At 63.6% G+C, this 24,241-nt stretch carries 22 protein-coding genes and 1 pseudogene; 3 read left to right on the forward strand and 20 right to left on the reverse strand.

All coding sequences use genetic code 11. From position 1 onward, the window contains the following. Window positions 1-19: 19 nt before the first annotated feature. A pseudogene (locus ABCW42_RS10885) lies at window positions 20-145 on the forward strand (HPr family phosphocarrier protein); the annotation flags it as partial. Window positions 146-356: 211 nt separating this feature from the next. Here ABCW42_RS10885 and ABCW42_RS10890 read toward each other — a convergent pair. From ABCW42_RS10890 to ABCW42_RS10940, 11 genes are all read right to left on the reverse strand, one after another. After that, window positions 357-1,748, reverse strand: a complete 1,392-nt coding sequence (locus ABCW42_RS10890) for an MFS transporter (RefSeq protein WP_423181274.1) — start codon at window positions 1,746-1,748, stop codon at window positions 357-359. A gap of 282 nt (window positions 1,749-2,030) precedes the next feature. Then, window positions 2,031-2,435, reverse strand: coding sequence for an HAD family hydrolase (locus tag ABCW42_RS10895; RefSeq protein WP_423181275.1), 405 nt, complete (start codon window positions 2,433-2,435; stop codon window positions 2,031-2,033). Window positions 2,436-2,709: 274 nt separating this feature from the next. Next, complete coding sequence (locus ABCW42_RS10900) at window positions 2,710-3,909, reverse strand: FAD-dependent monooxygenase (protein WP_423181276.1); 1,200 nt, start codon at window positions 3,907-3,909, stop codon at window positions 2,710-2,712. Between the two features lie 5 nt (window positions 3,910-3,914). After that, complete coding sequence (locus ABCW42_RS10905; protein ID WP_423181277.1) at window positions 3,915-4,037, reverse strand: hypothetical protein; 123 nt, start codon at window positions 4,035-4,037, stop codon at window positions 3,915-3,917. A 41-nt stretch (window positions 4,038-4,078) separates the two neighbouring features. Then, window positions 4,079-4,396 carry a hypothetical protein gene (locus ABCW42_RS10910; RefSeq protein ID WP_423181278.1) on the reverse strand — a complete coding sequence of 106 codons (318 nt, stop codon included), beginning with the start codon at window positions 4,394-4,396 and terminating at the stop codon, window positions 4,079-4,081. A 113-nt stretch (window positions 4,397-4,509) separates the two neighbouring features. Further along, window positions 4,510-5,268, reverse strand: a complete 759-nt coding sequence (locus tag ABCW42_RS10915; RefSeq protein WP_423181279.1) for an SDR family NAD(P)-dependent oxidoreductase — start codon at window positions 5,266-5,268, stop codon at window positions 4,510-4,512. A 307-nt stretch (window positions 5,269-5,575) separates the two neighbouring features. Further along, the gene (locus tag ABCW42_RS10920) at window positions 5,576-7,216 is read right to left on the reverse strand and encodes a thiamine pyrophosphate-dependent enzyme (protein WP_423184865.1); all 1,641 of its coding nucleotides are present in this window, start codon (window positions 7,214-7,216) and stop codon (window positions 5,576-5,578) included. Between the two features lie 159 nt (window positions 7,217-7,375). Beyond that, on the reverse strand, window positions 7,376-8,893 hold the full coding sequence (locus ABCW42_RS10925; RefSeq protein ID WP_423181280.1) for an amino acid permease: 1,518 nt from the start codon (window positions 8,891-8,893) through the stop codon (window positions 7,376-7,378). Window positions 8,894-8,990: 97 nt separating this feature from the next. Continuing rightward, window positions 8,991-9,923 carry a glutaminase gene (locus ABCW42_RS10930; RefSeq protein WP_423181281.1) on the reverse strand — a complete coding sequence of 311 codons (933 nt, stop codon included), beginning with the start codon at window positions 9,921-9,923 and terminating at the stop codon, window positions 8,991-8,993. Next, window positions 9,920-11,518: a PucR family transcriptional regulator gene (locus tag ABCW42_RS10935; protein ID WP_423181282.1), complete on the reverse strand. Its 1,599-nt coding sequence runs from the start codon at window positions 11,516-11,518 to the stop codon at window positions 9,920-9,922. The genes ABCW42_RS10930 and ABCW42_RS10935 overlap by 4 nt, the downstream gene beginning before the upstream one ends. 266 nt (window positions 11,519-11,784) lie before the next feature. Next, on the reverse strand, window positions 11,785-13,308 hold the full coding sequence (locus ABCW42_RS10940; RefSeq protein WP_423181283.1) for an amino acid permease: 1,524 nt from the start codon (window positions 13,306-13,308) through the stop codon (window positions 11,785-11,787). Between the two features lie 697 nt (window positions 13,309-14,005). On the opposite strand from ABCW42_RS10940, the gene ABCW42_RS10945 reads away from it, so the two are divergent. Beyond that, entirely contained in the window at window positions 14,006-15,103 is a 1,098-nt protein-coding gene (locus ABCW42_RS10945; protein ID WP_423181284.1) for a D-TA family PLP-dependent enzyme, read from the forward strand. Window positions 15,104-15,258: 155 nt separating this feature from the next. On the opposite strand, the gene ABCW42_RS10950 is transcribed toward ABCW42_RS10945, so the two are convergent. The 7 genes from ABCW42_RS10950 to ABCW42_RS10980 all read right to left on the reverse strand — a co-directional run bounded on the left by ABCW42_RS10950 (window position 15,259) and on the right by ABCW42_RS10980 (window position 21,943). After that, entirely contained in the window at window positions 15,259-16,587 is a 1,329-nt protein-coding gene (locus tag ABCW42_RS10950; protein ID WP_423181285.1) for an MFS transporter, read from the reverse strand. Window positions 16,588-16,687: 100 nt separating this feature from the next. Then, window positions 16,688-17,068, reverse strand: coding sequence for a RidA family protein (locus ABCW42_RS10955; protein WP_423181286.1), 381 nt, complete (start codon window positions 17,066-17,068; stop codon window positions 16,688-16,690). Further along, window positions 17,065-17,799, reverse strand: a complete 735-nt coding sequence (locus ABCW42_RS10960; RefSeq protein ID WP_423181287.1) for a hypothetical protein — start codon at window positions 17,797-17,799, stop codon at window positions 17,065-17,067. The genes ABCW42_RS10955 and ABCW42_RS10960 overlap by 4 nt, the downstream gene beginning before the upstream one ends. Continuing rightward, window positions 17,792-18,784, reverse strand: coding sequence for a membrane dipeptidase (locus ABCW42_RS10965; RefSeq protein WP_423181288.1), 993 nt, complete (start codon window positions 18,782-18,784; stop codon window positions 17,792-17,794). The genes ABCW42_RS10960 and ABCW42_RS10965 overlap by 8 nt, the downstream gene beginning before the upstream one ends. Beyond that, entirely contained in the window at window positions 18,781-20,499 is a 1,719-nt protein-coding gene (locus tag ABCW42_RS10970; RefSeq protein ID WP_423181289.1) for a hypothetical protein, read from the reverse strand. Before ABCW42_RS10970 ends, ABCW42_RS10965 begins: the two co-directional genes overlap by 4 nt. A 2-nt stretch (window positions 20,500-20,501) precedes the next feature. Beyond that, on the reverse strand, window positions 20,502-21,773 hold the full coding sequence (locus ABCW42_RS10975) for an aldehyde dehydrogenase family protein (RefSeq protein ID WP_423184866.1): 1,272 nt from the start codon (window positions 21,771-21,773) through the stop codon (window positions 20,502-20,504). After that, window positions 21,692-21,943 carry a hypothetical protein gene (locus tag ABCW42_RS10980; RefSeq protein WP_423184973.1) on the reverse strand — a complete coding sequence of 84 codons (252 nt, stop codon included), beginning with the start codon at window positions 21,941-21,943 and terminating at the stop codon, window positions 21,692-21,694. The genes ABCW42_RS10975 and ABCW42_RS10980 overlap by 82 nt, the downstream gene beginning before the upstream one ends. 128 nt (window positions 21,944-22,071) lie before the next feature. On the opposite strand from ABCW42_RS10980, the gene ABCW42_RS10985 reads away from it, so the two are divergent. Further along, the gene (locus tag ABCW42_RS10985; RefSeq protein WP_423181290.1) at window positions 22,072-22,977 is read left to right on the forward strand and encodes a LysR family transcriptional regulator; all 906 of its coding nucleotides are present in this window, start codon (window positions 22,072-22,074) and stop codon (window positions 22,975-22,977) included. Between the two features lie 154 nt (window positions 22,978-23,131). Here ABCW42_RS10985 and ABCW42_RS10990 read toward each other — a convergent pair whose 3' ends face one another. After that, a complete protein-coding gene (locus ABCW42_RS10990) occupies window positions 23,132-23,344 on the reverse strand; it encodes a hypothetical protein (RefSeq protein WP_423181291.1) in 213 nt (70 codons plus the stop codon). Window positions 23,345-23,445: 101 nt separating this feature from the next. Beyond that, on the reverse strand, window positions 23,446-24,003 hold the full coding sequence (locus ABCW42_RS10995) for a 2-oxo-4-hydroxy-4-carboxy-5-ureidoimidazoline decarboxylase (protein ID WP_423181292.1): 558 nt from the start codon (window positions 24,001-24,003) through the stop codon (window positions 23,446-23,448). Window positions 24,004-24,241 lie beyond the last annotated feature (238 nt).

Raw genomic sequence — 24,241 nt, forward strand, 5'->3', positions numbered from 1 at the left:
TGGATTACATCTGACCCTCATCGATACATTTCCTGAAGGAGAACCCAGGCCAGAACTCAAAGCCGTTGTCGCCAGCCGCTCCGGCCTATACGCCCGTCCCGCCGCAATCTTCGCCGAAGCCGCCGCTGAACTGGAAGCCGAGGTCCGCCATCTCCCTGGACGCCGTCTGATACTTGCAGGAGTGCGCAATGCCGGACGTTACGGCATTGGGCGCTCCTGAGTCCGGAGCCAGATTGGCGACCCTCCAGCTCCGATCGCGGCCACACCTGGAGACTCCCCGGTGAGGACAGAACGCCCTGCCCTACCGGGACGGGAACGTTGTGTCCTCGGCCACAGTTGGAGCCTCCTCATTTGGTCTAGTGGTGTGTCACAGGCCTGGGGATGAACAGGCAGGCCACGGCTGCGAGGACCAGGGCGGACGCGGCGATGGTGAAGCTTACTTGCATCCCGGAGATGAAGCCTGCCGGTGAGGCGAGGAGGCTGCCGAAGACGGCGATGGCTACGGCGCCGCCGACTTGACGGAAGGTGTTGAACACGGCGCTGGCAGTGCCGGCCCGCTCCGCGGGGACGCTTGCCAGGACTACTGAGGTGATCGGGGGCATGGCGGTTGATCCGCCGAGTCCGTTGAGGATGAGCAACGCTGCGACGAGCGGGGGAGAGCCGAGCGGTGCCGTGAGCAGCAGCGCCGTGAGCCCGGTGGCCATGGAGGTGAGCCCGAGGACGGCGGGAACGCGCGGGCCGAACCGGTTCGCGAGTCTGCCGCTGAGTATGTTGCCGGTGATGCTGAACGCCGAAGAGGGCAGGAACACCAGGCCGGCCAGGAGCGGGGGCAGGCCAAGATGCTGCTGCAGGAACAGGCTGACGGTGAAGACGCTGCCGAAGTTCCCGACCATGAATGCGAAGCCTGCCGTCAGGGAGATCCGCATACCGGCGGGGGCGAACAAGCTCAAGGGCATCATCGGGTGTTTCACGCGGGCCTGGATCAGGAGGAATGCTGCGATGCCCGCGGCGGCGATGGTCAGGACGAAGAGCGGTCCGGGGCCGAATCCCTGGGACCCTCCGGTGATGAGCCCGTACATCAACGCGGTCAGGGCTGTCAGTGACGCGGCCTGACCGGCCCAGTCGAACGGTGTTGGCCGTACGGGCGATTTGGTGACCCTGGCCACCAGCACGAGCATCGCGATGCACGCCGGAAGGTTGATCCCGAAAACCAGACGCCAGTCCAGGGTGGTCAGCAGACCCCCGACGGAGGGACCCACTGCGCCAGCGATGGCGCCTCCCACGGCCCAGAACCCCAGCGCATGGGTGCGGCGTACCGGATCCGGAAAAGCCTCGCGGATCAGCGCCATCGAAGCCGGCAGCATAACCGCCGCACCCGCGCCCTGGAAGACCCTGGCGGCGATAAGGATGCCGAGAGTGGGTGCTCCCGCGCATGCGAGCGAGGACAGGAGGAAGAGCGCGATTCCCCATGCAAGTGCGCGTTTGGCGCCGATCCGGTCTGACAGGTTCCCGGCAAAGAGCAGCAGCGACGCGAAGGTCAACGTGTACGCGTCGATGATCCACTGCTGCCCGGACGTGTCGCCACCGAGCTCGCGCCTGATGCTGGTCAGGGAGACGTTCACGATCGTGATGTCCAGCGTGATCAGGAAGAAGCCGAGAGCGCACAGCAACAGCGTGGTCCGAGCACCTGCCCGGTCCGGAAAGCCAGGCGTGACCGGCCGGGTCATGGTGGGGTCAGACTGGGTCACGGATTTTCCTCTCGGGACGTCCGGGCAGACGATGAACATGGCCAGAGCGATGCCCACCGTTGGTAAGGCATTCCGTGACCGGTTGTATCAGTTTCCACCCTTCAGGAAGGGCCAAGAGAGTTCCTGACAATACCCCCCTTGCCCAGTACCTCCCTCGCGCCGGCCTCGTACCCAATGTGGGTTTCAACGGTGGGTGACGGGTTGCCGGGGGCGTCGTCTCGAATCGCCAAGCAATGTGAGATGTCCTCAATCGCCGGTGATACGAGGCGGTAACGGGCCTGGTCAGATGAGCCCAAGTCCGGTGAAGGCTCCGACGAGTCCTTCCGCCCGTGGGCCGGGAGTCGTGCGGTCGGCGATTGCGACAAGCTCGGGAAGGGATCCTTCGATCGCGATGCCGACGCCTGCGAGGGCGATCATTTCCAGGTCGTTGGCCCCGTCGCCGATGGCTACGGTGTTTTCGCGTGCAATGCCGAGACGGGCCATGACGACAGCGAGCCCGTCCGCTTTGCTGATCCCACGCTGGTACAGTTCCCCTGCATGGCGGCCCTCGTCGGCCACGGAATTGGCCACCACCGCGATCTCGCCGCCGATCTCCCCGGCCAGGGATGCCATGGTTACCGGCGAATCAAAGACGGAAACCTTGGCGCACCGGGCAGCACCCGGGTTGAGCTCATGATCCCGGATCATAGCCGCCGTAATCGCGCGAACGAAAGGTCCCGCAATGGGCTGGCTGGCCGCGCCCCCAATGCCTGGCGTCTCAACACGGTTCGGCCGAAAAGGCGTTATCAACAGAGGCCGCCTGAGGATCAGCGAGAGTACAAATCTTCAGCGCGGTCCCGCCGTTGTGCCCATGCCATGACTGTTTTGGGCCGATGCCGGCGGCCCGGAGTGCGGGGTTTCCGGACGCCGGTAGCGGATCGGAGGTACTGCCGGCGCATGGGCGGCACCAGCCTGGCGGCGGCTAAGGGTAGTTCTTGAGTTTCATTGAATCGGCCAGGCGCAGGCCTTGGTTGCTAAACCGGGCGGCGGCCCGGGCCAGTCGGACGGGAAGACGGGATACCAGCCGGGTGCCGTGGACGAGCGCCCAGACTTGTGTCTTGTTCGCCGGGACAAGGATCCGCGCCGTGTGCCGGGCCAGGGAGCGGCTGCCTTGCACGTAGGCGAGCATTTCACGTTCAGCGGCCGGGAACGCACGGCTGTAGCTATTGCCGGCTTGGGTGAGTTCGCCGGCAAGGACGTAGGCGCCGACGATGGCGAGGCTGGTGCTTCCGCCCACCACGGCTCCAGGGCAGTACCCGGCGTCCCCGACAAGCGTGACCCGGCCGCGGGACCAGGTCTCCAAGGACAGTTGGGTGATGGCGTCGAAGTAGAAAGCATCAGAGTTTTCCAGTTCTTCCAGCCAGAGGTCGACCTGGCTGTCCAGGCCGTCGAACGCTGCCCGGAGCAGGTTCTTTTGGGCGGGAACATCGTGCCGGTCGTATTCCGGCTGATTTTCTGTGCGGAACAGGAACAGGGCCCGGGCATCGCGGAGGTGCCTGGCGCTGTAGGTGGCCGCGAGCCGGCCGACGTCCAGGTAGGCAATGATGCGGCGGTCGAGCCCGAGCACCTTGGGCAGGGAGAAGACAGCCAGATTGGCGCCGAGGAATGAGCTGTACTGCTCCTCCGCGCCGAACACGAGTCGCCGCACGTTCGAGTGCACTCCGTCGGCGCCTACGATCACATCGAATGTCCGGGGCGGGGCATGGTCGAAGCTGACCTCCCCCGTGTCGGGGGAGACAGCGGTGATTGTGTCCCCGAAGAGGTATTCGACGTCGTTGCCGGTGGCGGCGGTCAGGATCGCGCTCAGGTCATCGCGCATGATCTCGACGTGACGCTCTGAGATGGCATGGACGAACCGTTCGATGTCCGCCTCGAGGGGCCGCTTCAACCCCGGCGCGAAGAAGATGCCGCTGGTAGTGCCCGTCTCCCTGGCCAGGACCTCGGACAAGACGCCCATCCGGTCCAGGATGTTCAGGGCCGGTGTGAACAGGTCGACCGCGTGGCCGCCCGTCGTTCGGGGCCCGGACGCACGCTCGATCACCGTCACTGAATGACCGGCACGACTGAGCCAGTAAGCCGCCATCGGGCCCGCGATACTCGCCCCCGAGATCAGGACACGCACCGGACCTATGCCCCTTGGCCATGCGGCCGCGGGGCATCACGGTCCGCTCGTTCGAACGCTTCCACCGCAGCTGTCCACGCCTGCGCGATATGGAGCGGGCCGCTGTCCTCGATAACTGACTGCGCCATGGGGACCACCTCACTCAAAGCATAAACCGGGCCGCGCCGACCTATCCGGATGGTCTTTCCACCCACGCCTCGGTACCGGAAAGTGGACCGCCGGCGACCGCCGCCTGGGTGCAGCCCCGAGCTTTCTCGGCCCGGGGCGTGCCGAAGCGTGCCAGCACAAGGTCCGCCACGGCCAGGCGGGCCGTCGGGGCCATCGCCAGCGCCCAGAGGCGCCCCCAGTGCGGGCCGTGACGGTCCACCACGACCTTCAAAACCACCGACGCCAGCCAGGTAACAGCGATGACGGCACTGAAAGCGACCGCCGTCCGGAAGGCGCGGGACACGAGAACCAGCAGGACCACACCAGCCACGACCGACACCAGAACCGTTGTATGTGGGAATCGTTCCGGCCGGAAGATTCCTGTGTCCGTGGTGTGCGCCGCCGTCGTGGCATTGAACCGGCGTGTCAGTTCTCCTGCTCGGAACCCTTTTCCTACCAAGGAACGCGTGTGCCGTCCCAAGACCAGAGGGCCCCCGTGGGGCCATCGTCCGGGATGAGCGCGAGACGAACGGCTCCCGTGGCGGCCTCGGCGGGGTCGCCGCCGACGGACATACCCGCAATGAGATTGGTGCGGCGCAGACCTGGCGCCAAGGCGTTCAACTTGATCTGCTCGCCGAGAGCCTGAGCCGTCAGTAAGGTGACGGCGTTGACCGCGGTCTTCGAGCCCCGATAAGCCAAGCCACCGCCTTTTACCCGTTCCCAGTCGAACTGCGGGTTCGGCCCGCTGTTCCAGGTTAGTGATCCGGTTCCGCTGGATACGTTGACGATGCGGGGGTGCGCCGACCTCCGTAACGCAGGCAGGAACCCCTGAGTGACGGAAATGAGGCCGAAGACATTTGTCTCAAACGCGACCCGCAACTGCTCAAGGGTGGTGCCGTTGATGTCTTCGCCACCGGGGTTTACTCCCGCGTTGTTGACCAGGATGTCCAGCTCGCCGACCTGCTGAACCGCCGCAGCGACCGACGCCGGATCCGTGACATCGAGTTGCACGACCCGCACAGCAGAGCCAAGTTCTTCCGCAGCCTGCTGTCCCCTATCGAGATCGCGTACCCCGATCCACACGGTCACGCCGTGGTCGAGCAATTGCCGCGCCGTCTCGAATCCGATGCCGCTGTTGCCCCCGGTCACCAGCGCGACTGAGCCCGGCTCGGGTGGATGAATTTCGACAGGAAGACGGTCCGTGTTTGTCATGATGCCCCTAGCCAGCTCCAACGATCTGGTTAGAACGCTACCCCACGTCCAACCATCGCCCGAAGTATTCAAGTCCTGGTGGGCAACCCCGGAAGAGCGACAAGGGACTGGCCAGCCAATGTGCCGGTCAGTCCCTTGCCTTGTCCCGGCCCTTTGAGTGTTGGCACCGGTTCGCCCCAGAACCTGAACTGGCGTTTGCCCCTCGGCGGAATCAAGGACGGGCGTCCGAAAGCGCGAATCGGGGCTGTGAGAAACCGCCATTACATGGCGGGCACGACGTCGGGTATGCCCCTCGTCCTCTTTTCCGTCAGGTGGTTGCGTGGTACGCCATGACCCGCTGTTCGACAACAAGATGGATGAGGGCAAAGACATGGTCATTGTCGATGGCCGCCAGGGCCGCGTCCAATGCCGCCGGAACATCCTTGTCCTGGGTGACGGTGATGCCGAAACCGCCAAAAGCCGTGGCCATCATGCCGAAGTCCGGGTTTTTCAGTTGCGTGCCGGACACGCGCCGGGGGTAGTGCCGTTCCTGGTGCGTGCGGATGGTGCCGTACTCGCGGTTGTCCATCACGATGACCAGCGGCGTGGCACCATACTGGGCGGCGGTGGCGAGCTCCTGGCCGTTCATGAGGAACTCGCCGTCGCCCGCGATGGTAACTACCCGTCGTCGGGGTTCGGCGAGCGAGGCCGCGACGGCGGATGGGATGGAGTAGCCCATCGAGCCGTTCCGGGCGCTGATCATGGAGGCGTAACGGCGAGTGGGGAAGTACCGGTGGGCCCAGTTGGTGTGCTCGCCGGCACCGAAGGTCACCAGCGCGTCCTCTGTCAATCTGGGGACCAGGTTCGCCATCAAGGTATCCATCCTGGCCGGCCCGTCAGCGGGAGTGGGCGCGGGCAGAGCGGCAAATGATTCTTGTTCCGCCCTCATTCGGCCCGTCCACGCCTTCCATTCCTCCTTTACTTCCAGTTCGATTCCTGCCAAGCTGCGGACGAAGGCCCCCGGCTTGGCCAGGATTTGCCTCGAAACAGGTCCCGAACGGCCGCGCAGGGAAGGGTCCACCGTGACGAGGAAGTTCTTCTTGCTCCAGTCCTGCCGGCAGACGAATCCATCCGTAATGACGTCGCCCGGGACTGTCCCGACAAAAACCAGCAGGTCCGTCTCCTCGAGCAAGTCGTAGGTGGGGCGCGGTCGGCCATACCCGATGGGCCCAACATAGGAGGGGGAGTCGAAAGGGACCGTTCCCTGGGTACGCCATTCCGCGGCGGCTGGAATATGGTGCCGCTCGAGCCAGTCAGTCAGTTGCTCAGCCTCGGACGGGGTCCAGTCGTTGCCGCCGGTCACGAAGAGCGGTTTGTTGGATGAGGCCAAGGCCGCCTTCAGGGCCTCGGCGTCGTCGCTGCCCATCCCGCCGGCCGCCACCGGGATGGCCGGGTGGATGGCCGGATCCACGAATTGCCGGAGGATATCCTCCGGCAGACCCACCACCACCGGCCCCGGCCGGCCACTCATCGCGGCAAATATTGCCTCTGCAACGATCTCGGATGCACGCTCGGCATGGTCCAGGACCATGACGCGTTTGGCGCCCGTATCGAACCATGCCTTGATGTCGAACTCCTGGAACGCTTCACGGTCCCGGTGGGCGAACGGAATCAGGCCCACGAACAGGATCATCGGCGTCGAGTCCTGCCAGGCAGTGTGGAGGCCCACGTGGGCGTTGGCGGCGCCCGGGCCCCGGGTGACCATCGCAACCCCGGGCAGCTGGTTCATTTTGCCTTCAGCCTCGGCCATGTACGCTGCGCCGCCTTCGTGGCGGCACACGATGGTTTCTATCTCCGAGCTGTGCAGACCGTCCAACACATCGAGGAAGCTCTCGCCGGGAACCACGTAGGTTCGTTGCACGCCATGGGCTGCAAGTGAATCAACAATCACGTGCCCGGCGGATTTCATGGCCGGTACTGCGGAGATGGAATCGCGGCGGGAGCGGGGGAGCTTGTGTTCAGGGGACAGTCTGGTTTCGTGAGGGACGTCGGTTGGGATCAGCGTAGACTGGGGCTTTTTTGTCATGGGCTTTCTTTGGTTGGCGGGGCTGTTTGTGAACTGCGGGTTTTATTTCAAAGGCGTTGGGTTCGCGATGACTGGGGTGCTTCCGGTGTAGCCGTCGCGGGCCGCGGCGAGTTCGTGGATTTGTTTGCGGCAGGCGTACCAGCCGGCCACGATGAGGATGCAGGCGATCGCGGTTACCAGCATGGTGAGGGGTGAGTCGATGAAGACCATGACCAGGACGCCGGCCAGGAACAGGATGGAGAGGTAGCCGGTGTAGGGGGCGCCGAACATCCTGAAGGACGGGCGCTTGAGCCAGCCTTTGTCCGCCCAGCGTTTGAGTTGCAGCTGGCACAGGACGATGGTGGCCCAGGTGACGATGATGCCCACGGATGCCACGTTCAGCACGATCTCGAACGCGTCGGAGGGTACGAGGTAGTTCAGGGGCACGCCGAGCAGGGACACGCCCGCGGTGATCGCGATGCCGCCGTAGGGGACGCCGGCTTTGTTCATGCGCTGGGCGAATTTCGGTGCGGAACCGGCCACGGACATCGAGCGCAGGATGCGGCCGGTGGAGTAGAGGCCGGCGTTCAGTGAGGACAGGGCCGCGGTGAGGACCACGAGGTTCATGATGACGTCCACGCCCTGGATGCCGATGTGCCCGAAGAAGGTCACGAAGGGGCTGATGCCCTTGACGTAGGAGGTGTACGGCAGGAGCAGCGCGAGCAGGATGACGGAGCCGACGTAGAAGACCGCGATGCGGACAACCACCGAGTTGATGGCCTTGGGCATGATCTTCTCGGGGTTCTCGGTCTCGCCCGCGGCGGTTCCGACCAGTTCGATCGAGGCGTAGGCGAACAGCACGCCCTGCATCAGCAGGATCATGGGCACCACGCCGGTGGGGAAGATGCCGCCGTGGTCGGCGAGGAGGCTGAAGCCGACCTGCTGGCCCGGGACCGGGGTGCCGAAGACCACGAAGTAGGTGCCGATCACGAGGAACGCTATCAGGGCGGCCACCTTGATGAGCGCGAACCAGAATTCCAGTTCGCCGAACACCTTGACCGAGATCAGGTTGAGGCACAGCACCAGCACCAGGGCGATCAGGGCCCACGCCCACTGCGGGACCACCCCGATCCACGGGACGTACTTGCCGAAGAAGTTCATGTACAGCGCGGCGGCGGTGGTGTCCACGATGGTGGTCATGGCCCAGTTGATCCAGTAGAACCAGCCGGACACGAACGCGGCCTTCTCGCCGTAGAACTCGCGGGCGTAGGAGACGAAGGATCCCGACGACGGGCGGTGCAGCACGAGCTCGCCGAGGGCGCGCAGGATCAGGAACGCGAAGAAGCCGCAGACCGCGTACGCGATGACCAAGGACGGTCCCGCGGCGTTCAGGCGCCCGCCTGCTCCCAGGAACAGGCCGGTACCGATCGCACCGCCGATCGCGATCATCTGGATCTGCCGCGGCTTCAGGCTCTTGTGGTAACCCGTGTCTTCGGCGTGGAGGAGCTTTTCGGTAGCGTGCGCTTGCTTTGGGACCGTGTGGTGGAGAGCAACCTCGACATTGGGGTTGTTGTTGGGCATGGATTTCCTTTCGATCCGGGCACAGGTCTGCCCGGTTAGGGGAATCAAGTGGAAGAACGGATGCCGCCCGTGGCCGGCGGGTATGGCTAAGAGCGGACTAGAAAACCGACCAGCCGGTGCGGTCGGACAGCTCGGCGAGAGCTGCGGTGCCGGCAAGGGAATTGCCTTTGGTGTCCAGGCGGGGACTCCAGACACAGATGGCACACTGGCCGGGAACGATGACCAGGATGCCTCCGCCCACGCCGCTTTTGCCGGGCAAACCGACGCGGTACGCGAATTCTCCTGCTGCGTCGTACATGCCGCAGGTCAGCATGATGGAGCCGATGCGTTTGGCCTCGCTGCGTGTCACCACCGCCCCAGCGGCGCCGCGGCCCTCCTGGGCGAGGAAGAGGCCGGCTTGGGCGAGCTCCCTGCACGTCATCATGATGGAGCACTGGCGGACGTAGTTTTCCACCACCGACTCCGCAGATCGCCTGAGATTGCCGAAGTCTTTGAGGAAGTGGGCCAGGGCCAGGTTGCGGCTGCTATTGCACAGTTCGCTGGCCGCCGCGGCCACATCGATGAAGGGACCGCCTGGTCCGCTCTCTGCGGTGAGAAAGTCAAGAAGTGCTGCGGCGGCATCGGGGGTCTGTTCCATCAGGTGGTCCGTGACCACCAGGGCACCGGCGTTAATGAAGGGGTTCCGCGGGATGCCGTGTTCCACTTCCAGCTGGACCAAGGAATTGAAAGCAGTGCCGGAGGGTTCGCGCAGCACCCGGGACCACAGGGCTCCCGGGCTGTCCCGGCGCAGGGCCATCGCAAGGGTGAAGACCTTGGAGATGCTCTGGATGGAAAAAGGGACATCGGCGTCTCCTGAGCAAAAGACGTCCCCGGCTGCGGTGGCGACCGCAATTCCGAATCTGCTGAAGGGAACGCCCGCGAGGGACGGGATGTTCGCCGGTACGGAACCGGATTCCCTTTGCGGTCTGTGGTTGGACACGATGTCATCGAGCATCGGTCCCAACGGCGGTGCATCCAGTGCTGTGGTCATTTCCTGCCCTGTAGGTCGTTGTGCCGGCCGGCCCATTCATGGACATGCAGCAGTGCCACCAGCGCGTCACGGGGATTGCCGAAGTCCAGGCCTGTGACCCGGGCGGCCTTGCTGATCCGGTAGTAGACGGTGTTCTTGTGAAGCGCCATCCGTTGGGCGCATTCAGCGACGTCGAGCGAACAGTCGAAATAGACGCGCAAGGTTTCGGCGAGTTCGGCATCATCGCGCATGAGGGCTGACAGGCTGCCGTGCCGGAACGTCGAGGATGTGAACCTGTGGAGTGCGTCACGGAACAGTATCTCGGCTTCAAAGTCAGCCACTGTCGCCACAGAGGCGTCACGGGATGTACCCACGCACTCGAGGAGGGCCTCGGTGATCGGAGTGACCGAGTGCAGGCTCAGCAGATCCGGAGCCACCGGCCCGACAGCAGCGAAGGGGCTGATGCCCAGATGCCTGGCTGCGTCCCGGATAACGGATTCGGCCAGGCTCCGCAGCCCCTGTTCGGCCGTAGCGGACAGCAAACCCGGAACAATGACGGCAGTGTCCCCCTTGAATTGCCCGACGACCGCGGACGCCTTGTAGGCAGCGGCATGGATCGAGGCCAGGCTGGCAAGCTCGCCATGCTTCAATGCCGCGTCATCGGCCTCGCTGTCCGCCTGGGACATACCTATCAGTATTAGTGCCGCCGGGCGCTCCGCAGGGATTTTTCCGCTTCGGGCAGTCGCAGCGGCCTCCGCTGCACCGGAGAGGATCCTGGCAACGCGGTCCTCACGCATGGGCACGGACTGCTGATTGCGGTAACGGATGAGTTCGGCTGAGGCCCGGGCCGCAGACCCCGTCAGTACGTAGTCGACATCCGGGCTGAAGCCGTCCCCGGTTTCCTGAAGCCAGATGTAGCCCATGATCCGGTCACCGGCAAACAGCGTTATCGCCACCCGTTCCCTCAGCCCGTCCTGCGGCCTGGCCGGAACACGCACCGGCAGGCGTGTTCTGTGCAGCTCACGGTAGGCGCCGAGATCTTTGAGCAGCAATTCGTACTTCCGAGGGCCCCGCCGGGCCAGGATGGACGCCTTACGCAGCTCGTCGATGTCGTTCGACACCGTTGAGTAGGCCAGGACCTTGTTGGCCGCATCCTCGATGACCACGTGACTTGAGGTCAGGCGCGCGGTGGTCTGGGCAATGGCGAACAGATCTTCTTCCAGAAGCGTCAGCACTTCGCTGGGGTAGCTTCGCGGCTGGATCCTGTCCTTGGCGATGGAAAGGAACCGGTCCCAATCGGCGCCCGGATCCACGAGCAGCAGCCCGGTACCGGCGGCGCCCAGCAGTTCCTCCGCCTCGGTCAGCTCGTCACGGATTCCCTTGACCGCGACAACCAGGGGCGGGTTCCCGAGGAGCCGGCGCAAGGCCGGCAAAGCCGACCGGCCACGGACGCCGATGAGCAGGACGAAGGCTGCACCGGCGTCGGAGGCTTCATCGTCCGCATCCACGATCAGGAACTTTTCCACCGCCGAACGCCCGGCGGCGGGCCGCATGACGAGGGTGGCGAACCCTAGAGGGAAGTCCGAAAGGATATCATCCACCGTAACCGCGGCCATGGCTTCCTTCTGCGTCGATTCCGCCGGACGGCTCTGTCCGGTCACCTCATCGTAGCGAGCAGATATTCCGCAGAATATGTGTCCAGATCCAAATTGCCTGCAAGGTTTTCAGGTGCTGGCCCAATACTGAACGTGGGAAGGAACAGGAGACCCCGTACGGAGAACGTCCGGCCGCACTGAGCTCCATCCCCAAGCTGTGGTGACCCGTCATCGTTGACAGGTCACCACAGCGTTATCCTCGACTGGTCTTACTGGTGCTCCCGCAGTCAGGAAACGGACTCGGACACCCTTGCGAAACTTGGGTCATTGCCCCGCATTTCCCTTTCGTTGCCGCCGTACGGGGGTGCATCATCCAGATCCTCGGGGGCTGTGAGGTCCATCTTGAGCAGGGGCACCATCTTGGATTTGGTGACGGTCCGGTGGCCGAGCCACAGGAAAAGGAAGATGGGCAGCGCGGCATAAGAAGAGAGCACTTCCACGACCCGACCGGCCAGCACGGCGTCGTAGTTTTGTCCCGCGATCACCACAATGAGCAGGGCGAATGCCAGGAGTGGGCCGATCGGGAACAACGCGGCTCTATAGGGCAGATCGCCGATCTTGTTGCCTTGTGCGAGGAAACCGCGCCTGAAGCGGTAGTGGGATACGGCGATGCCAGCCCAGACGATGAAGCCGCAGAGGCCGGACATGTTCAACAGCCAGGAGTAGGCCACGCCTTGACCCACGATCGCGGAGAGGAAGCCGAAGAGGCCCACGGCCGCGGTGGCCAGAAGTGCGGGGATCGGCACGCCGCGCGTATTCGTACGGCCGAAGATTTTCGGGGCCTTCCCGTCCCGGGCCATGGCGTAGAGCATGCGGGTTGATGCATAGAGGCCGGAGTTACCGGCTGACAAGATGGCGGTCAGGATCACGGCGTTCATCAGGGCGGCAGCGAATGCGATTCCGGCACGTGTGAAAACGAGGGTGAACGGGGATACTGCAACGTCGGCTTCGTCGGAGGCCAAGAGGCTTGGATCGTTGAACGGGACCAGGCAGCCGATGATGAAAATGGCGCCGACGTAGAAGATCATGATGCGCCAGAACACCGTGCGGATGGCCTTGGGTACTTCGCGGCGGGGGTTTTTGGCCTCTCCTGCGGCTACGCCTACCAGTTCGGTGCCTTGAAAGGAGAACCCGGCGATCATGAAAACCGAAATGACGGAGACCCAACCGCCGTGGAATACGTCTCCAGGGTTTTGCCAGTTGGTCATTCCCGGGGAGTTTCCGCCGAGGACGCCCAAGATCATCAAGACGCCGGCGATCAGGAAGATCACTACTGTTGAGACTTTGATGAGTGACAGCCAAAATTCCGATTCACCGAACGACTTGGCCGAGAGGGCATTAAGCGCGGTCAGCACCACTAGAAATGTCCCGGCCCACACCCAGCCGGGGACCCCTGGAAGCCAGAAGTCCATGACGATCCCTGCCGCCACCAGTTCGGCGGCCACGGTGACGGCCCAGTTGAACCAGTAGTTCCAGCCGATGGCGAACCCGAAGGACGGGGAGACAAAACGCGTGGCAAAGGTCTGGAAAGATCCGGCGACCGGAATCTTCGCTGACATTTCGCCCAAGGACTGCATCAGGAGGAACACCATCATTCCTACCAACGCATAGGCGAGCAAAGCCCCTCCGGGGCCTGCCTGGGAAATCGTGCCGCCGGAGGCGACGAACAGCCCGGTACCGATGGCGCCGCCGATGGCGATCATCTGCAAGTGCCGGCTCCCGAGTCCGCGTTTGAGTTCGTTCGAGCTCATGTCGATGGCGGGTTCTGCTCCAGTTGCCGGTGAAGATCCGCTGGGCGCCGTCGCCTCAGCATTGCTTTTTTCGGAAGTTCCCAGCATCGCCGTCATGCCATGCCGCCGACGGTTGCCGTGCGGGCGTCGTCCGCCGATCCGCGCAAACGGTTTTTCAGACGTCCAGGCTCGACGGCCCTTTCGCCTTTGTGAACAAGGAAAGGATGTCCCATTGGTCCTCCAGAAGGGATAGCAGCGGTATTTGGCTTTCCGGTGGGCCCGACCGGGAAGGGCGTGACCCAGTTAACACCCAAAGGAAGGGGGAATCATTCTGTTGCGGAGGAAGGAAGGGAAGACTTGTCCTGCCCGCTATTTAGGTCACTTCGAGCATTAGAGTTGCTAATTCATGCGCGTAATAGGTAAAGAATGTCTTGCTTGTTTGGTAGGGCTTCAGCATCATTCCACCGTCGACAAATGCGCAACTCCTCCAAACGGGGACCGAGTGTCGCGATTGATGTCGCAAAAAGCCAGTTGGACCGCGCTCAAGCCGTAAGCCTGATCCGTTAGATGATTTGCTCAAGCTGACCTCCGACGCTGGATCAGAAAGCCAAGCAAGAGGCCTGGCATGGTCTGCGATTCCAACGGGAAGTGATACGGCCTGTTGGATGCCTCACACGTAGACTTCTGGGGTGCCCGGCCTAAAGAAAGAGAACCAGCGATGAAGATCCCCGAAGAAGTCGACACCCCGGAGATCCTGATCGACAGGGACGTACTCGAGCGGAACATTGGACGCATGGCTGCCGCCGTCCAAGCCAAAGGTCTGAAGCTTCGACCGCACGTGAAAACCCATAAGATAGCCGAAATTGCGCAACTGCAGCTGGCGGCCGGGGCAGTGGGTATAACTGTGGCTACTTTGGGTGAGGCTGAAGTCTTCGCGGACCAGGGAGTCAGGGACATCTTCATCGCGTATCCCCTGTGGGTCGGCCCCCGGCAGGCCGAACGGCTGTGCCGGCTCGCTGCCACCACCAGGATCGCAGTGGGACTGGATTCAGCGGAAGCAGCCCGGGCCATGGCGGTATCCCTCGGCAAAGCAGCCGGTGATATCGATGTGCTCGTGGAAATCGACAGCGGGCATCATCGCAGCGGAATCGCACCCGCGGCAGTCGTCGGCGTGGCCCAGGCCGCAGAGCGCGCCGGCCTTTGCGTCAGGGGAGTGTTCACCTTCCCGGGGCACAGCTACGCGCCGGGTATGCCCCTGAAAGCAGCACACGAGGAGCAACTGGCGCTAGGGCAGGCCTCGGACCTTCTTACCCAGGCGGGGTTTGAGGTCATCCAGCGCAGCGGCGGATCAACCCCAACCGCCACGCTCACCGGCGATTCCGTTGCTACCGAGGTCCGTCCCGGCGTCTACGTCTTCGGCGACGCCCAGCAAATGGAACTGGAACGGTGCGCGCCTGAGGACATTGCACTGACGGTTGCAGCGACCGTTGTCAGCCGGCACGAGGGCGACGAGATCATACCGCGCCGGGTCATCCTTGACTCAGGCAGCAAAATCCTTGGCGGAGACCGGCCCGGCTGGACCACCGGTTTCGGGCGGCTGCTCGACTATCCGGACGCGCGAATTACGGCGCTCTCGGAACATCATGCGACCGTGGTCTGGCCCGAGGAAGCCGGGTTGCCGGCTCTTGGAGAGCGAGTGCGCGTCATACCGAACCACGTGTGCGTGGCAGTAAATCTCGTTGATGACATCACGGTCACCAGCGACGGGCAGATCGTGGACCGCTGGCGGGTAGCCGCACGCGGAAAAAACAAATAAAGTCTGCGGAAACGTTATTCATCCCTTCACCGACCTTTCACGCTCCGCGAAATTCGCCAGCTGATGAATAGAGCGGCGGCGAAGTACCCGGACGCGCGCAAAGCGGATCAGCCGTTCAGAGGGAACGGCTGATCCGCTTTTTTAGTGGGTCGTGCTCAGCTGTGGAGGGCTGCTGCCTGTTCGAGGTTCTGGCCTTTGGTTTCAGGGGCCATGAAGAAGCTGACAGCCGCGCCGAGGAGCGCGATGCAGGCGGCGATCCACGTTGTTCCGGAGAGTCCGAGGTGGGCCAGGGCCAGCGGTGTGGCGAAGGTCCCGATCGCGGCGCCGATGCGGCTGGTTCCGGTGCAGAGCCCGACGGCGGTCGCCCGGACTTTGGTGGGGAACAGTTCGTTGGGGTAGATCCATTCCAGGATCGAGGGGCCGCCGTTGAAAGTGGCATAGAAGGCGAATGCGAGCGCGATCAGGGCCAGGGGTGCGTTGGGGAAGACGGCAAGGAACATCAGGCCGACTCCGGAAAGGATGAAGCCCCAGATCAAGACGGGCCGGCGGCCGAGTTTGTCGACGATGAGGAGGGCGACGATGTTGCCGATGAGGAAGAACAGGTTGATCAGGCCGTAACCAATGTTTGCTTCGTCACCGGATTGCAGGTTGAAGAGGGCCAGGATCTGGGGTCCGAAGGCGTAGATCGAGAAAAGTGTGACGATGGTGCAGGTCCAGAAGATGGAGATGAAGACGACCCGGTGCAGATAGCCGCCGGTCAGGACGAGCTTGAATGCCTTGGCGGTGCTGAGTTTTGCCGCGGTCGGGTCGTGTGCGGTGATGCCGTCGAGGGTGGCGCCTTCACCGATGGTTTTCTTCAGGATGTCCAGGGCTTCCTGGTGGCGGCCTTTGCCGACGAGCCAGTGCGGCGATTCGGGGATGGTGGCCCGGGCGATGAGGATCAGAACGGCCGGCACCGCCGAGGACAGCAGCATCCACCGCCAACCGTCTCCCAGGGAGAGGAGCCAGTAGCCGACGAAGGCCGCGACGGTCGCGCCGACGAACCACATGGCATTCAGGCCGCCCAGGAGCCGTGCGCGCCAGTTCTTGGGGACGAATTCGGCGACGAGCGCGGTGGCGATCGGGTAGTCGGCGCCAACGGCAATGCCGATGAGCAGCCGCAGGACGAAGAGCTGCCAGGGTTCCTGGACAAAGAACTGGGCGACGGAGAACACGATGATGGCCATAAGGTCGATGGTGTACATGAGCTTGCGGCCGATTTTGTCGGTGATGTTGCCGAAGATGAGGCCGCCGAGGAAGACGCCGACCAGGGCGGAAGCGCCGATGAGCCCGTTCCACCAGTCGTTCATCTGCCATGCGGGGATGATTTGGACGAGGGCGATGCCGATGATGGCCAGGATATATCCGTCGAGGAACGGGCCGCCTGAGCTGAAAAGGGTGAGGCGTTTGTGGAAGGCGTTCAGCGGCGCTGAATCGATGGTCATGTGGGACGTTGCTGCTGGTGCTTGGGAAAGCATGGTGGTTCCGATCTGGGAGGAGGGAAAGCGACGTTGGTAACCCAACAGATCCGTGGCGGGGGTGTGGTCAGAGCGCTTTGGCTGCGACCGCATCGATCTCGATGCGTTTTTCGCCCCTGAAACGGGCCACTTGGACGGTGGTCCTGGGAGGCAGGGGGTATCCGCTGAGCCTGGTGAGGTAGGCGGAGTTGTAGTCATCAAATTCATCAAGGTCGGCCAGATAGACGGTGAGCTTGAGGAGGTGGGACAGGCCGGACCCTGCTTCTTTGAGGGCGGCTTCGAGGTTGTCAAAGGCCTGTGTCACCTGCTCGGCAATGTCGGCGTCGACAGTGCCGTCGTCGCGTGCAGGTATTTGCCCGCAGAGGTAGATGATGCCGCCGGCGGCGGCGGAAGCGGAGTAGGGTCGGGGTTTGCCGTCTGTGAATTGGGTCCGGGTGATGATGCTCATGCGTCCGGCACCAGGTATTTCCGGGACATCTGGTACATGTTTTGCCAATCTTTTTCACGCATTGTCAGGGGTTGGGGCCCGATGGTGCTTTTATCAGGATTCGTGGCGGCAGGTTCCGGCAACGCCACGACGACGGTGCTGCTTCCGGTGGTTGATGGGATGACGCCAGTGACCGCCTCCAGCGCCGGAGCGGGGGATAGGACGCCGTCGCGGACGGTTAAGTAATCGGTCTTATCGTCGTTGCGTTGGGTCCCGGCCGGATTGGTGATGGCGATGATGATTTGGCGGCCTCGGGCGGCAGTGTTTCTGAGCACCAGATCGGTCCAAAGAAGTGCCGGGATACGCACATCCGATGTGCGGGCCGCGGCCATCTCGCCGGCCGGGGCGTCGGTGACGAGGTCAAAGAGTTGGAGCGCGGTCCGCAGGCCCGGTTGCCCGGCGCTCTCAATCTCACGCAGAGTGCCTCCTGCCCATGAAACGTCGGTGGCCGCCGTCGGACGGGCCGGTGCTGCCCAGTCCGCGTCGAGCAGTTCTTCAAGGAGGCGGAGACCTTCGTGTTCTTCGGCTTGGGCACGGAGGACTGCGAGCGCTCCTTCCTGGGCTTCGGCCGGATCCGCGCCGGCAGCGCAGAGGGAGCGGAAGGCCGCTTCCTTGATTTCGCGGGGCTGGACGGCGATGCTGCAGTCCGTTTGCAGCCCGCAGGAGGGCGTGTTGTTGATGGCGTCAGACATGCGCGTGTTCCTTCGTTGTGTCCATGACTTCTGCGAACAGCCGGGCCCAGTTGCCGCCCATCACGGCTTTGATTGTGTCGCCGGTGAGGCCCGCTGACGCGAGGCCGTCGGTAAGCCGGGGAAAGTCCGAGGGGCCCCGGAACCAGTCCGGCCACTGCGGCCAGGTCGGTGCGTTCTGTGGGTCGCTTGGTTGCCAGCGACCGTTGCGGAGCCAGCCGACGAAGTCCTGGTTCCAGCCGCGGGTGCAGTCGCTGCCGATACCCACGCTCGTTGGACCATATTGGTCGACCATGCGGGCGACCATCGTGCAGAAATTCTCGACGGTGATGTGTTCACCGCCGCTGACGGTGGGGTAGAGGCAGCAGCCGATGACGCCGCCGCGCTCCACCAGGGGCTGGATGACGTCGTGGGGTTTGTTCCGTGGTGTGTCAAAGAACCAGAGCGGGTTGGAATGGGTGATGGAGACCGGTGCTGAGGATGCGTCGATGGCGTCGCGACTGGTCCGGTATCCGACGTGGGAGAGGTCGATGAGCATTCCGACCCGGTTCATCTCTTCCACGATCACCCGCCCGTAGCGGGTCAAGCCGGCGTCCTCGGTTTCGAAGCAGCCGCTGCCGATCAGGTTCTGGTTGTTGTAGGTCAGCTGGGCGATCCGCACGCCGAGCCGGTGGAAGATTTCGACGTAGCGGTAGTCGTCTTCGAAGGGGCTGGCGTTCTGGAATCCCAGGAAGACTGCGATCCTCTCCTGCTGTTTCGCGGTGTCGATGTCGGCCCCGGTCGAGGCGAGGAATACCAGGTCCGAGTTGCGGTTGACGAGGTCCAGCCATTGGCCGACGGAGCGGAGGGTGTCAGCGGCGTTTTCCCAGACGGCGCAGGTTGCGTTGACGGCGCTGACGCCCCCGGTGCGCAATTCTTCGAGGACGGGGCGGCTCCAGTTGTTGATCTGCAGGCCGTCCACGACGGTCAGTTGCTCGTGCAGGCTCATTGTTCCGGGCCTTTCGGTGCGGTGGGGAAGAGCCAGTCGTCCTCGTCCGTTCCGTGGTTGATGTCCACTGCACGGGGCGCTCCGCTGAACAACGTCACGCGCAGCCAGTCCGTGGACTGCGGGCTGAAGTTGTTCATCCCGTATGTGGCCAGCTGGAAGCGCTGGGTGCTCAGGGGCAGGAAACCTCCGTCGATGAGGTTGTCCTGCAGTTCTCCGTATAGAAGGGGTCGTGTCTGCTGGACCCGTGCGGCGGCGAAACGGTGGCCTGGGTTGGCCAGGAGGAAGTCTGCGATGCTGTGGTGGGCCGGGTAGGCCTCGAGGTCCGCGGCAAGTGTGTTGATCCGGCGGGCAATATCCGTGCAGTGCTCGGCCGTACCCGCGGGCCGGGTTGCGCGCAGTGCGCGGCGGGGCTCTTCGTTGGCTGCGGAAGAGAACCAGTAGTAGCGGCTCGCCTCCGGATCGGTGAAGTCGTAGCGCCGGGCCCAGGCGTAGTTCGTCTCCAGCAGTTTCTTTAGTTCCCGGCAGCGCATGGCCGGCTCGAACGGCATGGTGCCGTCCATTCTGAGCAGAGACTCGGCGTCCTCGTCGAAGTCGGTACGCAGTTCAATGACGATGGAAGCAAAGATGCCCCGGGCCTCCGCACTGAGGCCCGCAGCCTTCTCATGCAGGCGCGCCAGGACCGGCGAAGGTTCCGTCGCGGCGGCCATGTGGGTCCGTAGCTCTTCGAGGAGTTGCTGCAACTGGTGCCGGATGGTGTCGGTGGGAAGGAACGGAACGGTGTTGAGTGCGTGTTTCTCCGCGAGGTGGCGGTCCGCCTTGGCGAGCAGTTGCGCGACGCGGGCAAGGTCCGGATCATCGGGTGCGTAGTGCTGTCCGAGTCCTGCGGCGAGCGGAATTTCCCGCATCCGGCACCAGGCATCCAGAAAGTCCGGGTGGTTGACCACGAACGGGACCATGCCCAGCCCGGTGGCGTTGCCCAGTCCAAGGTAACGGCCCCACGCTTCATCCAGCGGGACCGCGGTCGTGCCGGCCGAGGCAGCCTTGGCGCGGGCGACATGCTCCACCATGTCCATGCTCAGCTCCCGCAGCAGCCAGGCGGCCAGCATCTGGGACCGGTACGGCACGGCCAGGGGATGGTCTGCGGGGATGTCCGTGAATTCCTTGAGCCCGAATTTTCCGTTGCCGTAGAACGCCGTGCTGCGGATCAGGTATGGGCTGGGGCCGATCGTGTCGACGTCGGGCTGGAATCCGGAAGCCAAGCAGTCGCTGACGTAGTCAAAGAAGCGTGCGCTTCGGTTCGCCCGGGTCAGAATGATGGTTTCCGGATCTGCCCGGCCGCGTTCCTGGACGGGGACATTGACCCGCAGTTGCGCTTCGCGCTCGGGTGTGAGGTTTCCTTCTATGAGGGCCGCGGTGACGTCCCATGCGTCGGCGATGACCCGGTCGGTGCGTTCGCTTTCGGCCAGGGTGCTGCAGAAGGCGATGAAGGTCAGCTTCCGGCCTTCGGCCTCCACGGTGTAGACCGCAGTGCCTTGGGCATCGTCGTCGAACTCCATGCGGTTTCTGGATACGGACCATCGCCGGGCCGCGGCGCGGCGAAGCATGGTGCGGGCAAAGCTGTGCCGGGTGGCCCAGGCACCGTTCATATCGGCACCGGAGAGCACGTCCTCCGGCGCACGCAGCTCGTGCGCGGTTCGCTCATCCTGAAGAGTCATGCTCATGCCTTCTCTGGCGCCAGTCGGAAGTATGCGGTCTTTTCGTGGGTGAAGAACGCGGCGGCGGCGGCGCTGTTCTGTTCCCGTGGACCGGCAAAGGTCGAATCCTTCATGCCGCCGAAGGGCGCGTGAAGTTCAGACCCCGTCGAGGGCGCATTGATTTTCACCAGACCGGCGTCCAGGTAGCTCACGCACCGCCGGGCAGCTCGCTCATCGCTGGTGAACACCGCAGCGGTCAGACCGAAGTCGGTGGTGTTGGCCAACGCAATGGCCTCATCAAGCGTCGCTGCGCGAAGCACGGTGACCACAGGGCCGAAGACTTCCTCGCGGCAGATCCTCATCGATGCCGGCCCCGTCAGTACGGTTGGCCGGACATAGTGGCCCGCTGCGGCCGGTGCCGGAGCCTGGGCGAGAATTACCGCGCCTTCTTTTACGGCCTGATCAATCGCCGCGTTGATTTCATCGCGGGCTGGGGCCGAAACAACCGGGCCGACCTGCACCGACGGGTCAGTGCCGGGGCCAAGAAGGAGCGCTTCGACTTTCTCCTTGACCCTGTACAGGAATGCCTCGTGCCCGTCTCCGACAAGGATGATCCGCCGGGTGGCCGTGCACTTCTGCCCGGTCGACCCCATCGCGGCCTGGACGACACTGCCTGCGGCAAGTTCAACGTCGGCATCGGGCAGCACCAGAGCGGCATTGTGCCCGCCAAGTTCCATCTGCAGTTTCGCGCCTCGCCCGCAGACAATTCCACGGATGTGGTGGCCGACCGGCACCGAACCGGTAAAGGTCACCCCGGCCACCGACGGATCGGACACAAGCTCGGAGCCCAAGTATCCGGGACCGAGAAGCAGGTTCGCGACACCGGCGGGCACACCCGCCGCGGCCAGGATGTCCATCAGCAGCACCGATACTCCCGGTGTGTGACTGGCCGACTTCCAAACTACCGTGTTGCCGTGCAGCAGGGCAGGAGCGATCTTCCATGCCGGGATCTGCAGCGGGAAATTCCACGGTGTTATCACACCGACGATGCCCAACGGGCGCCGCACAGTGAGGATTCGCTCGTCAGGGTTGCTCGAGGGATATTCGGTACCGACCGGGTTCCGGGCCGAGCCCGCGTGATAATCGAACGTGTCCGCGGAAGCATCGACTTCCAGCCTGGACTCCGCCAGCGTCTTGCCGTGCTCCGCCGTCATCATCTGCGCCAGCTCTTCAGCGCGTTCCCGGATGAGCGCGGCAGCAGTTGACAGGATCCGGCCACGGGCCAGAATCCCCAGCCCGGGGCCGCCTCGGCGGCCGCCTGGATGGCTTGCGACAGCTCTGCCGAACCGGCCTGGTGATACGTGGTGACCGCTTCCTCCGGTGCCGACGGATTGAACCGTGACACGGCGTCTCCTGTCCCTTCCACCCACCTTCCGTTGATGAAGCTGCTGGCGGGCCTGGTCATGACGGGCATTCTCGAACCTCTTGGTGTTTGTTGATCTGTGGCTGTCCCCACGATCAACGGTAGACCCGCGAAGTCATTCACTGAAGTATCTATTTGGCGCTGATCAATATGTGTTTAGTCTTGTTTGTATGAATCTTCGCCGTCTTGAACTGTTCGTCGCCGTTGCCGAAGAATTGCACTTCAACCGGGCCGCCGAGCGGCTGCACATGGCCCAGCCGCCCCTGAGCCAGCAGATCCGCAAACTCGAAGAGGAGTGCAAGACCCAACTGTTCGTGCGCAATTCCCGCAACGTCCAGCTCACTGCCGACGGTGAACTGCTCCTTCGTCACGCCAGGAAGCTCCTGACCCAATACGGGACCATGACCGCAGCCCTCCGTCAGGCCCACGACGGCGAAATCGGCAGGCTGCGTCTTGGCTTCGTTTCATCGGCAGCCATATCAGCGCTTCCGCCCGTCGTACGGGACCTCCGGTCCAATTGGCCCGGCATCGACCTCGAACTCCGCGAGGAAACTACCGACGCCCAGATCGAACTCATCACCGCAGGAGCACTTGACGCCGGAATCGCCCGCGAAGTCCAGACCGTGCCAGGCCTTAGTTCAGTGCTCCTGCAGAACGAACGCCTCCTACTCGCCCTGCCGACAGATCACCGCCTGGCAAGCAACAGTGCAGTCGCTCTGGCAGACCTCAAGGGCGAGCGATTCATCGCTTTCCCGCGGAACAGAATCTCACGCCTCTTCGATCACATCGCCGCACTGCTTCACGCCGCCGACGTCGAATTCGATCTCGCCCAGCAAGCAGTCCAGTTCCCGACCATTCTCGGCCTTGTAGCCGCCCACCTGGGCATCGCAGTGGTTCCGGAATCCCTCCGCGCCTACGCCATCCCCGGCCTCGCCTACCTCAACATCCGGGACGCCAGCGCCATCTCCCGGGTCAGCCTGATCTACAACAACGACGCGGCAGACTCGCCCCTCGTCGCCAAAGTCAGACAAGCCTGCCAAAACACCATGGGAACCGTTGGCCTATCTAGTAATTGACCCGCCTCCGACCGTCATGTGTTCGGACGCCACTTCCGCGACCAGCGAACCGTTCGGCTTGCCGCTCCAGACCGGGTCGCCGGAGTAACGGTGGTCTCAGTCGGCGACCGAACCGGACGGGCGGGCCGTGATTTGCGTGTCCTCTCCGGCGAGGCTAATCGCGACAGCGGCGCCGACGCGGCTGCCGTGCGGCGGCCGGGAGCACCTGCTGACCTGGGTTGGTAATGCTGCCGGCCGAGAAGATTCCGTCGACGGCGGTGGCACCCATCGCATCGACGTCGATCACGTCGCCCATGCCCGTCGAGTGCGGAGCGGGGTGCAGCCCAAGCCCGGCGAACGGCTCGATGCGGGCGTGGAACCGCGGCAACGAATCACCCTCGCGGCCAACGCGGGGTGTTTCCCCAGTTTTGGTGCTGGGGAAACACGCCAGTTGTTTCGGCTTCCGTGACTGGCCGGTCGGACGGGCGGTTAGGCCTCGGTGAGGGCGGCCTCGGGATCGTCCAACTCTTCAACTAGCCTCGTAAGGCGAATGGCGACCAGTTTGCGCAATTCCTCCCTGATGGCGTCGCATTCCGCTTCGGGCGAGTTCGTCAAACGCGTGTGGAGCGCGGCCAGCATCTCATCGTTCGTCAGTCCTGTGGCGCTGATGAGGAAGACATGGCCGAACTTTGCTTCGTAGGCGTCCTGGGCCTGGTTCAGGGCCTGAAGGGCTTCATCGTCCCTGTCCATGCGAGCGGATTCCTGCTTGGCCCACCGTAGCCGCCGACCGGTGAATCCGTCGTGGCGGGATCCCAGTCGCCTCAACCCGACGTGAGCGGCGACCACGTTGGCGTCGCTTAGGGCCGTGACAGATGAGAGTGCCTTCTCGATCAGGTCTTCGAAGTCACTGAACGGCCTTTGACGGTCAAGGTCGATTGCCCAATCCTCCACGGGAAGGTGGCACAATTCGGGCAATACTTTGATGAACTCTTCACGGGGAAGGTCGTTGAGCCGTGTGACTCCGTGCATTCCGGCAGAAGTATTCAAGACAGTTTCCTTTCGTTATCCCGTATGTTCAGAACGGGTATTGAGCTCGAGGGAGCAGCCGTGCTTCACGTGCAAAGCTCGGTATTCCCTATACGCAAGCGAGATCATCTCGTAGTTGTTCAGCCGCGGTGGGGAGCGCTACCGGAAGCGGGTCCTCTGCTGCGCTATGCCTCCGGTTCGCCGCAATGGTGCCCCTCTGATTCCCAGGTACACGAAGCGTCTCACGCGGACTGTACAA

Source organism: Arthrobacter sp. NyZ413, assembly GCF_049390645.1.
Classification (GTDB): domain Bacteria; phylum Actinomycetota; class Actinomycetes; order Actinomycetales; family Micrococcaceae; genus Arthrobacter.

Bases quoted from the DNA above. Each gene is read 5' to 3' on its own strand.
- ABCW42_RS10895 (WP_423181275.1), bottom strand. From the start codon at position 2,435: ATGATCCGGGATCATGAGCTCAACCCGGGTGCTGCCCGGTGCGCCAAG.
- ABCW42_RS10905 (WP_423181277.1), bottom strand. From the start codon at position 4,037: ATGGCGCAGTCAGTTATCGAGGACAGCGGCCCGCTCCATATCGCGCAG.
- ABCW42_RS10915 (WP_423181279.1), bottom strand. From the start codon at position 5,268: ATGACAAACACGGACCGTCTTCCTGTCGAAATTCATCCACCCGAGCCG.
- ABCW42_RS10920 (WP_423184865.1), bottom strand. From the start codon at position 7,216: ATGAAATCCGCCGGGCACGTGATTGTTGATTCACTTGCAGCCCATGGC.
- ABCW42_RS10925 (WP_423181280.1), bottom strand. From the start codon at position 8,893: ATGCCCAACAACAACCCCAATGTCGAGGTTGCTCTCCACCACACGGTC.
- ABCW42_RS10930 (WP_423181281.1), bottom strand. From the start codon at position 9,923: ATGACCACAGCACTGGATGCACCGCCGTTGGGACCGATGCTCGATGAC.
- ABCW42_RS10935 (WP_423181282.1), bottom strand. From the start codon at position 11,518: ATGGCCGCGGTTACGGTGGATGATATCCTTTCGGACTTCCCTCTAGGG.
- ABCW42_RS10940 (WP_423181283.1), bottom strand. From the start codon at position 13,308: ATGAGCTCGAACGAACTCAAACGCGGACTCGGGAGCCGGCACTTGCAG.
- ABCW42_RS10945 (WP_423181284.1), top strand. From the start codon at position 14,006: ATGAAGATCCCCGAAGAAGTCGACACCCCGGAGATCCTGATCGACAGG.
- ABCW42_RS10950 (WP_423181285.1), bottom strand. From the start codon at position 16,587: ATGACCATCGATTCAGCGCCGCTGAACGCCTTCCACAAACGCCTCACC.
- ABCW42_RS10955 (WP_423181286.1), bottom strand. From the start codon at position 17,068: ATGAGCATCATCACCCGGACCCAATTCACAGACGGCAAACCCCGACCC.
- ABCW42_RS10960 (WP_423181287.1), bottom strand. From the start codon at position 17,799: ATGTCTGACGCCATCAACAACACGCCCTCCTGCGGGCTGCAAACGGAC.
- ABCW42_RS10965 (WP_423181288.1), bottom strand. From the start codon at position 18,784: ATGAGCCTGCACGAGCAACTGACCGTCGTGGACGGCCTGCAGATCAAC.
- ABCW42_RS10970 (WP_423181289.1), bottom strand. From the start codon at position 20,499: ATGACTCTTCAGGATGAGCGAACCGCGCACGAGCTGCGTGCGCCGGAG.
- ABCW42_RS10980 (WP_423184973.1), bottom strand. From the start codon at position 21,943: ATGACCAGGCCCGCCAGCAGCTTCATCAACGGAAGGTGGGTGGAAGGG.
- ABCW42_RS10985 (WP_423181290.1), top strand. From the start codon at position 22,072: ATGAATCTTCGCCGTCTTGAACTGTTCGTCGCCGTTGCCGAAGAATTG.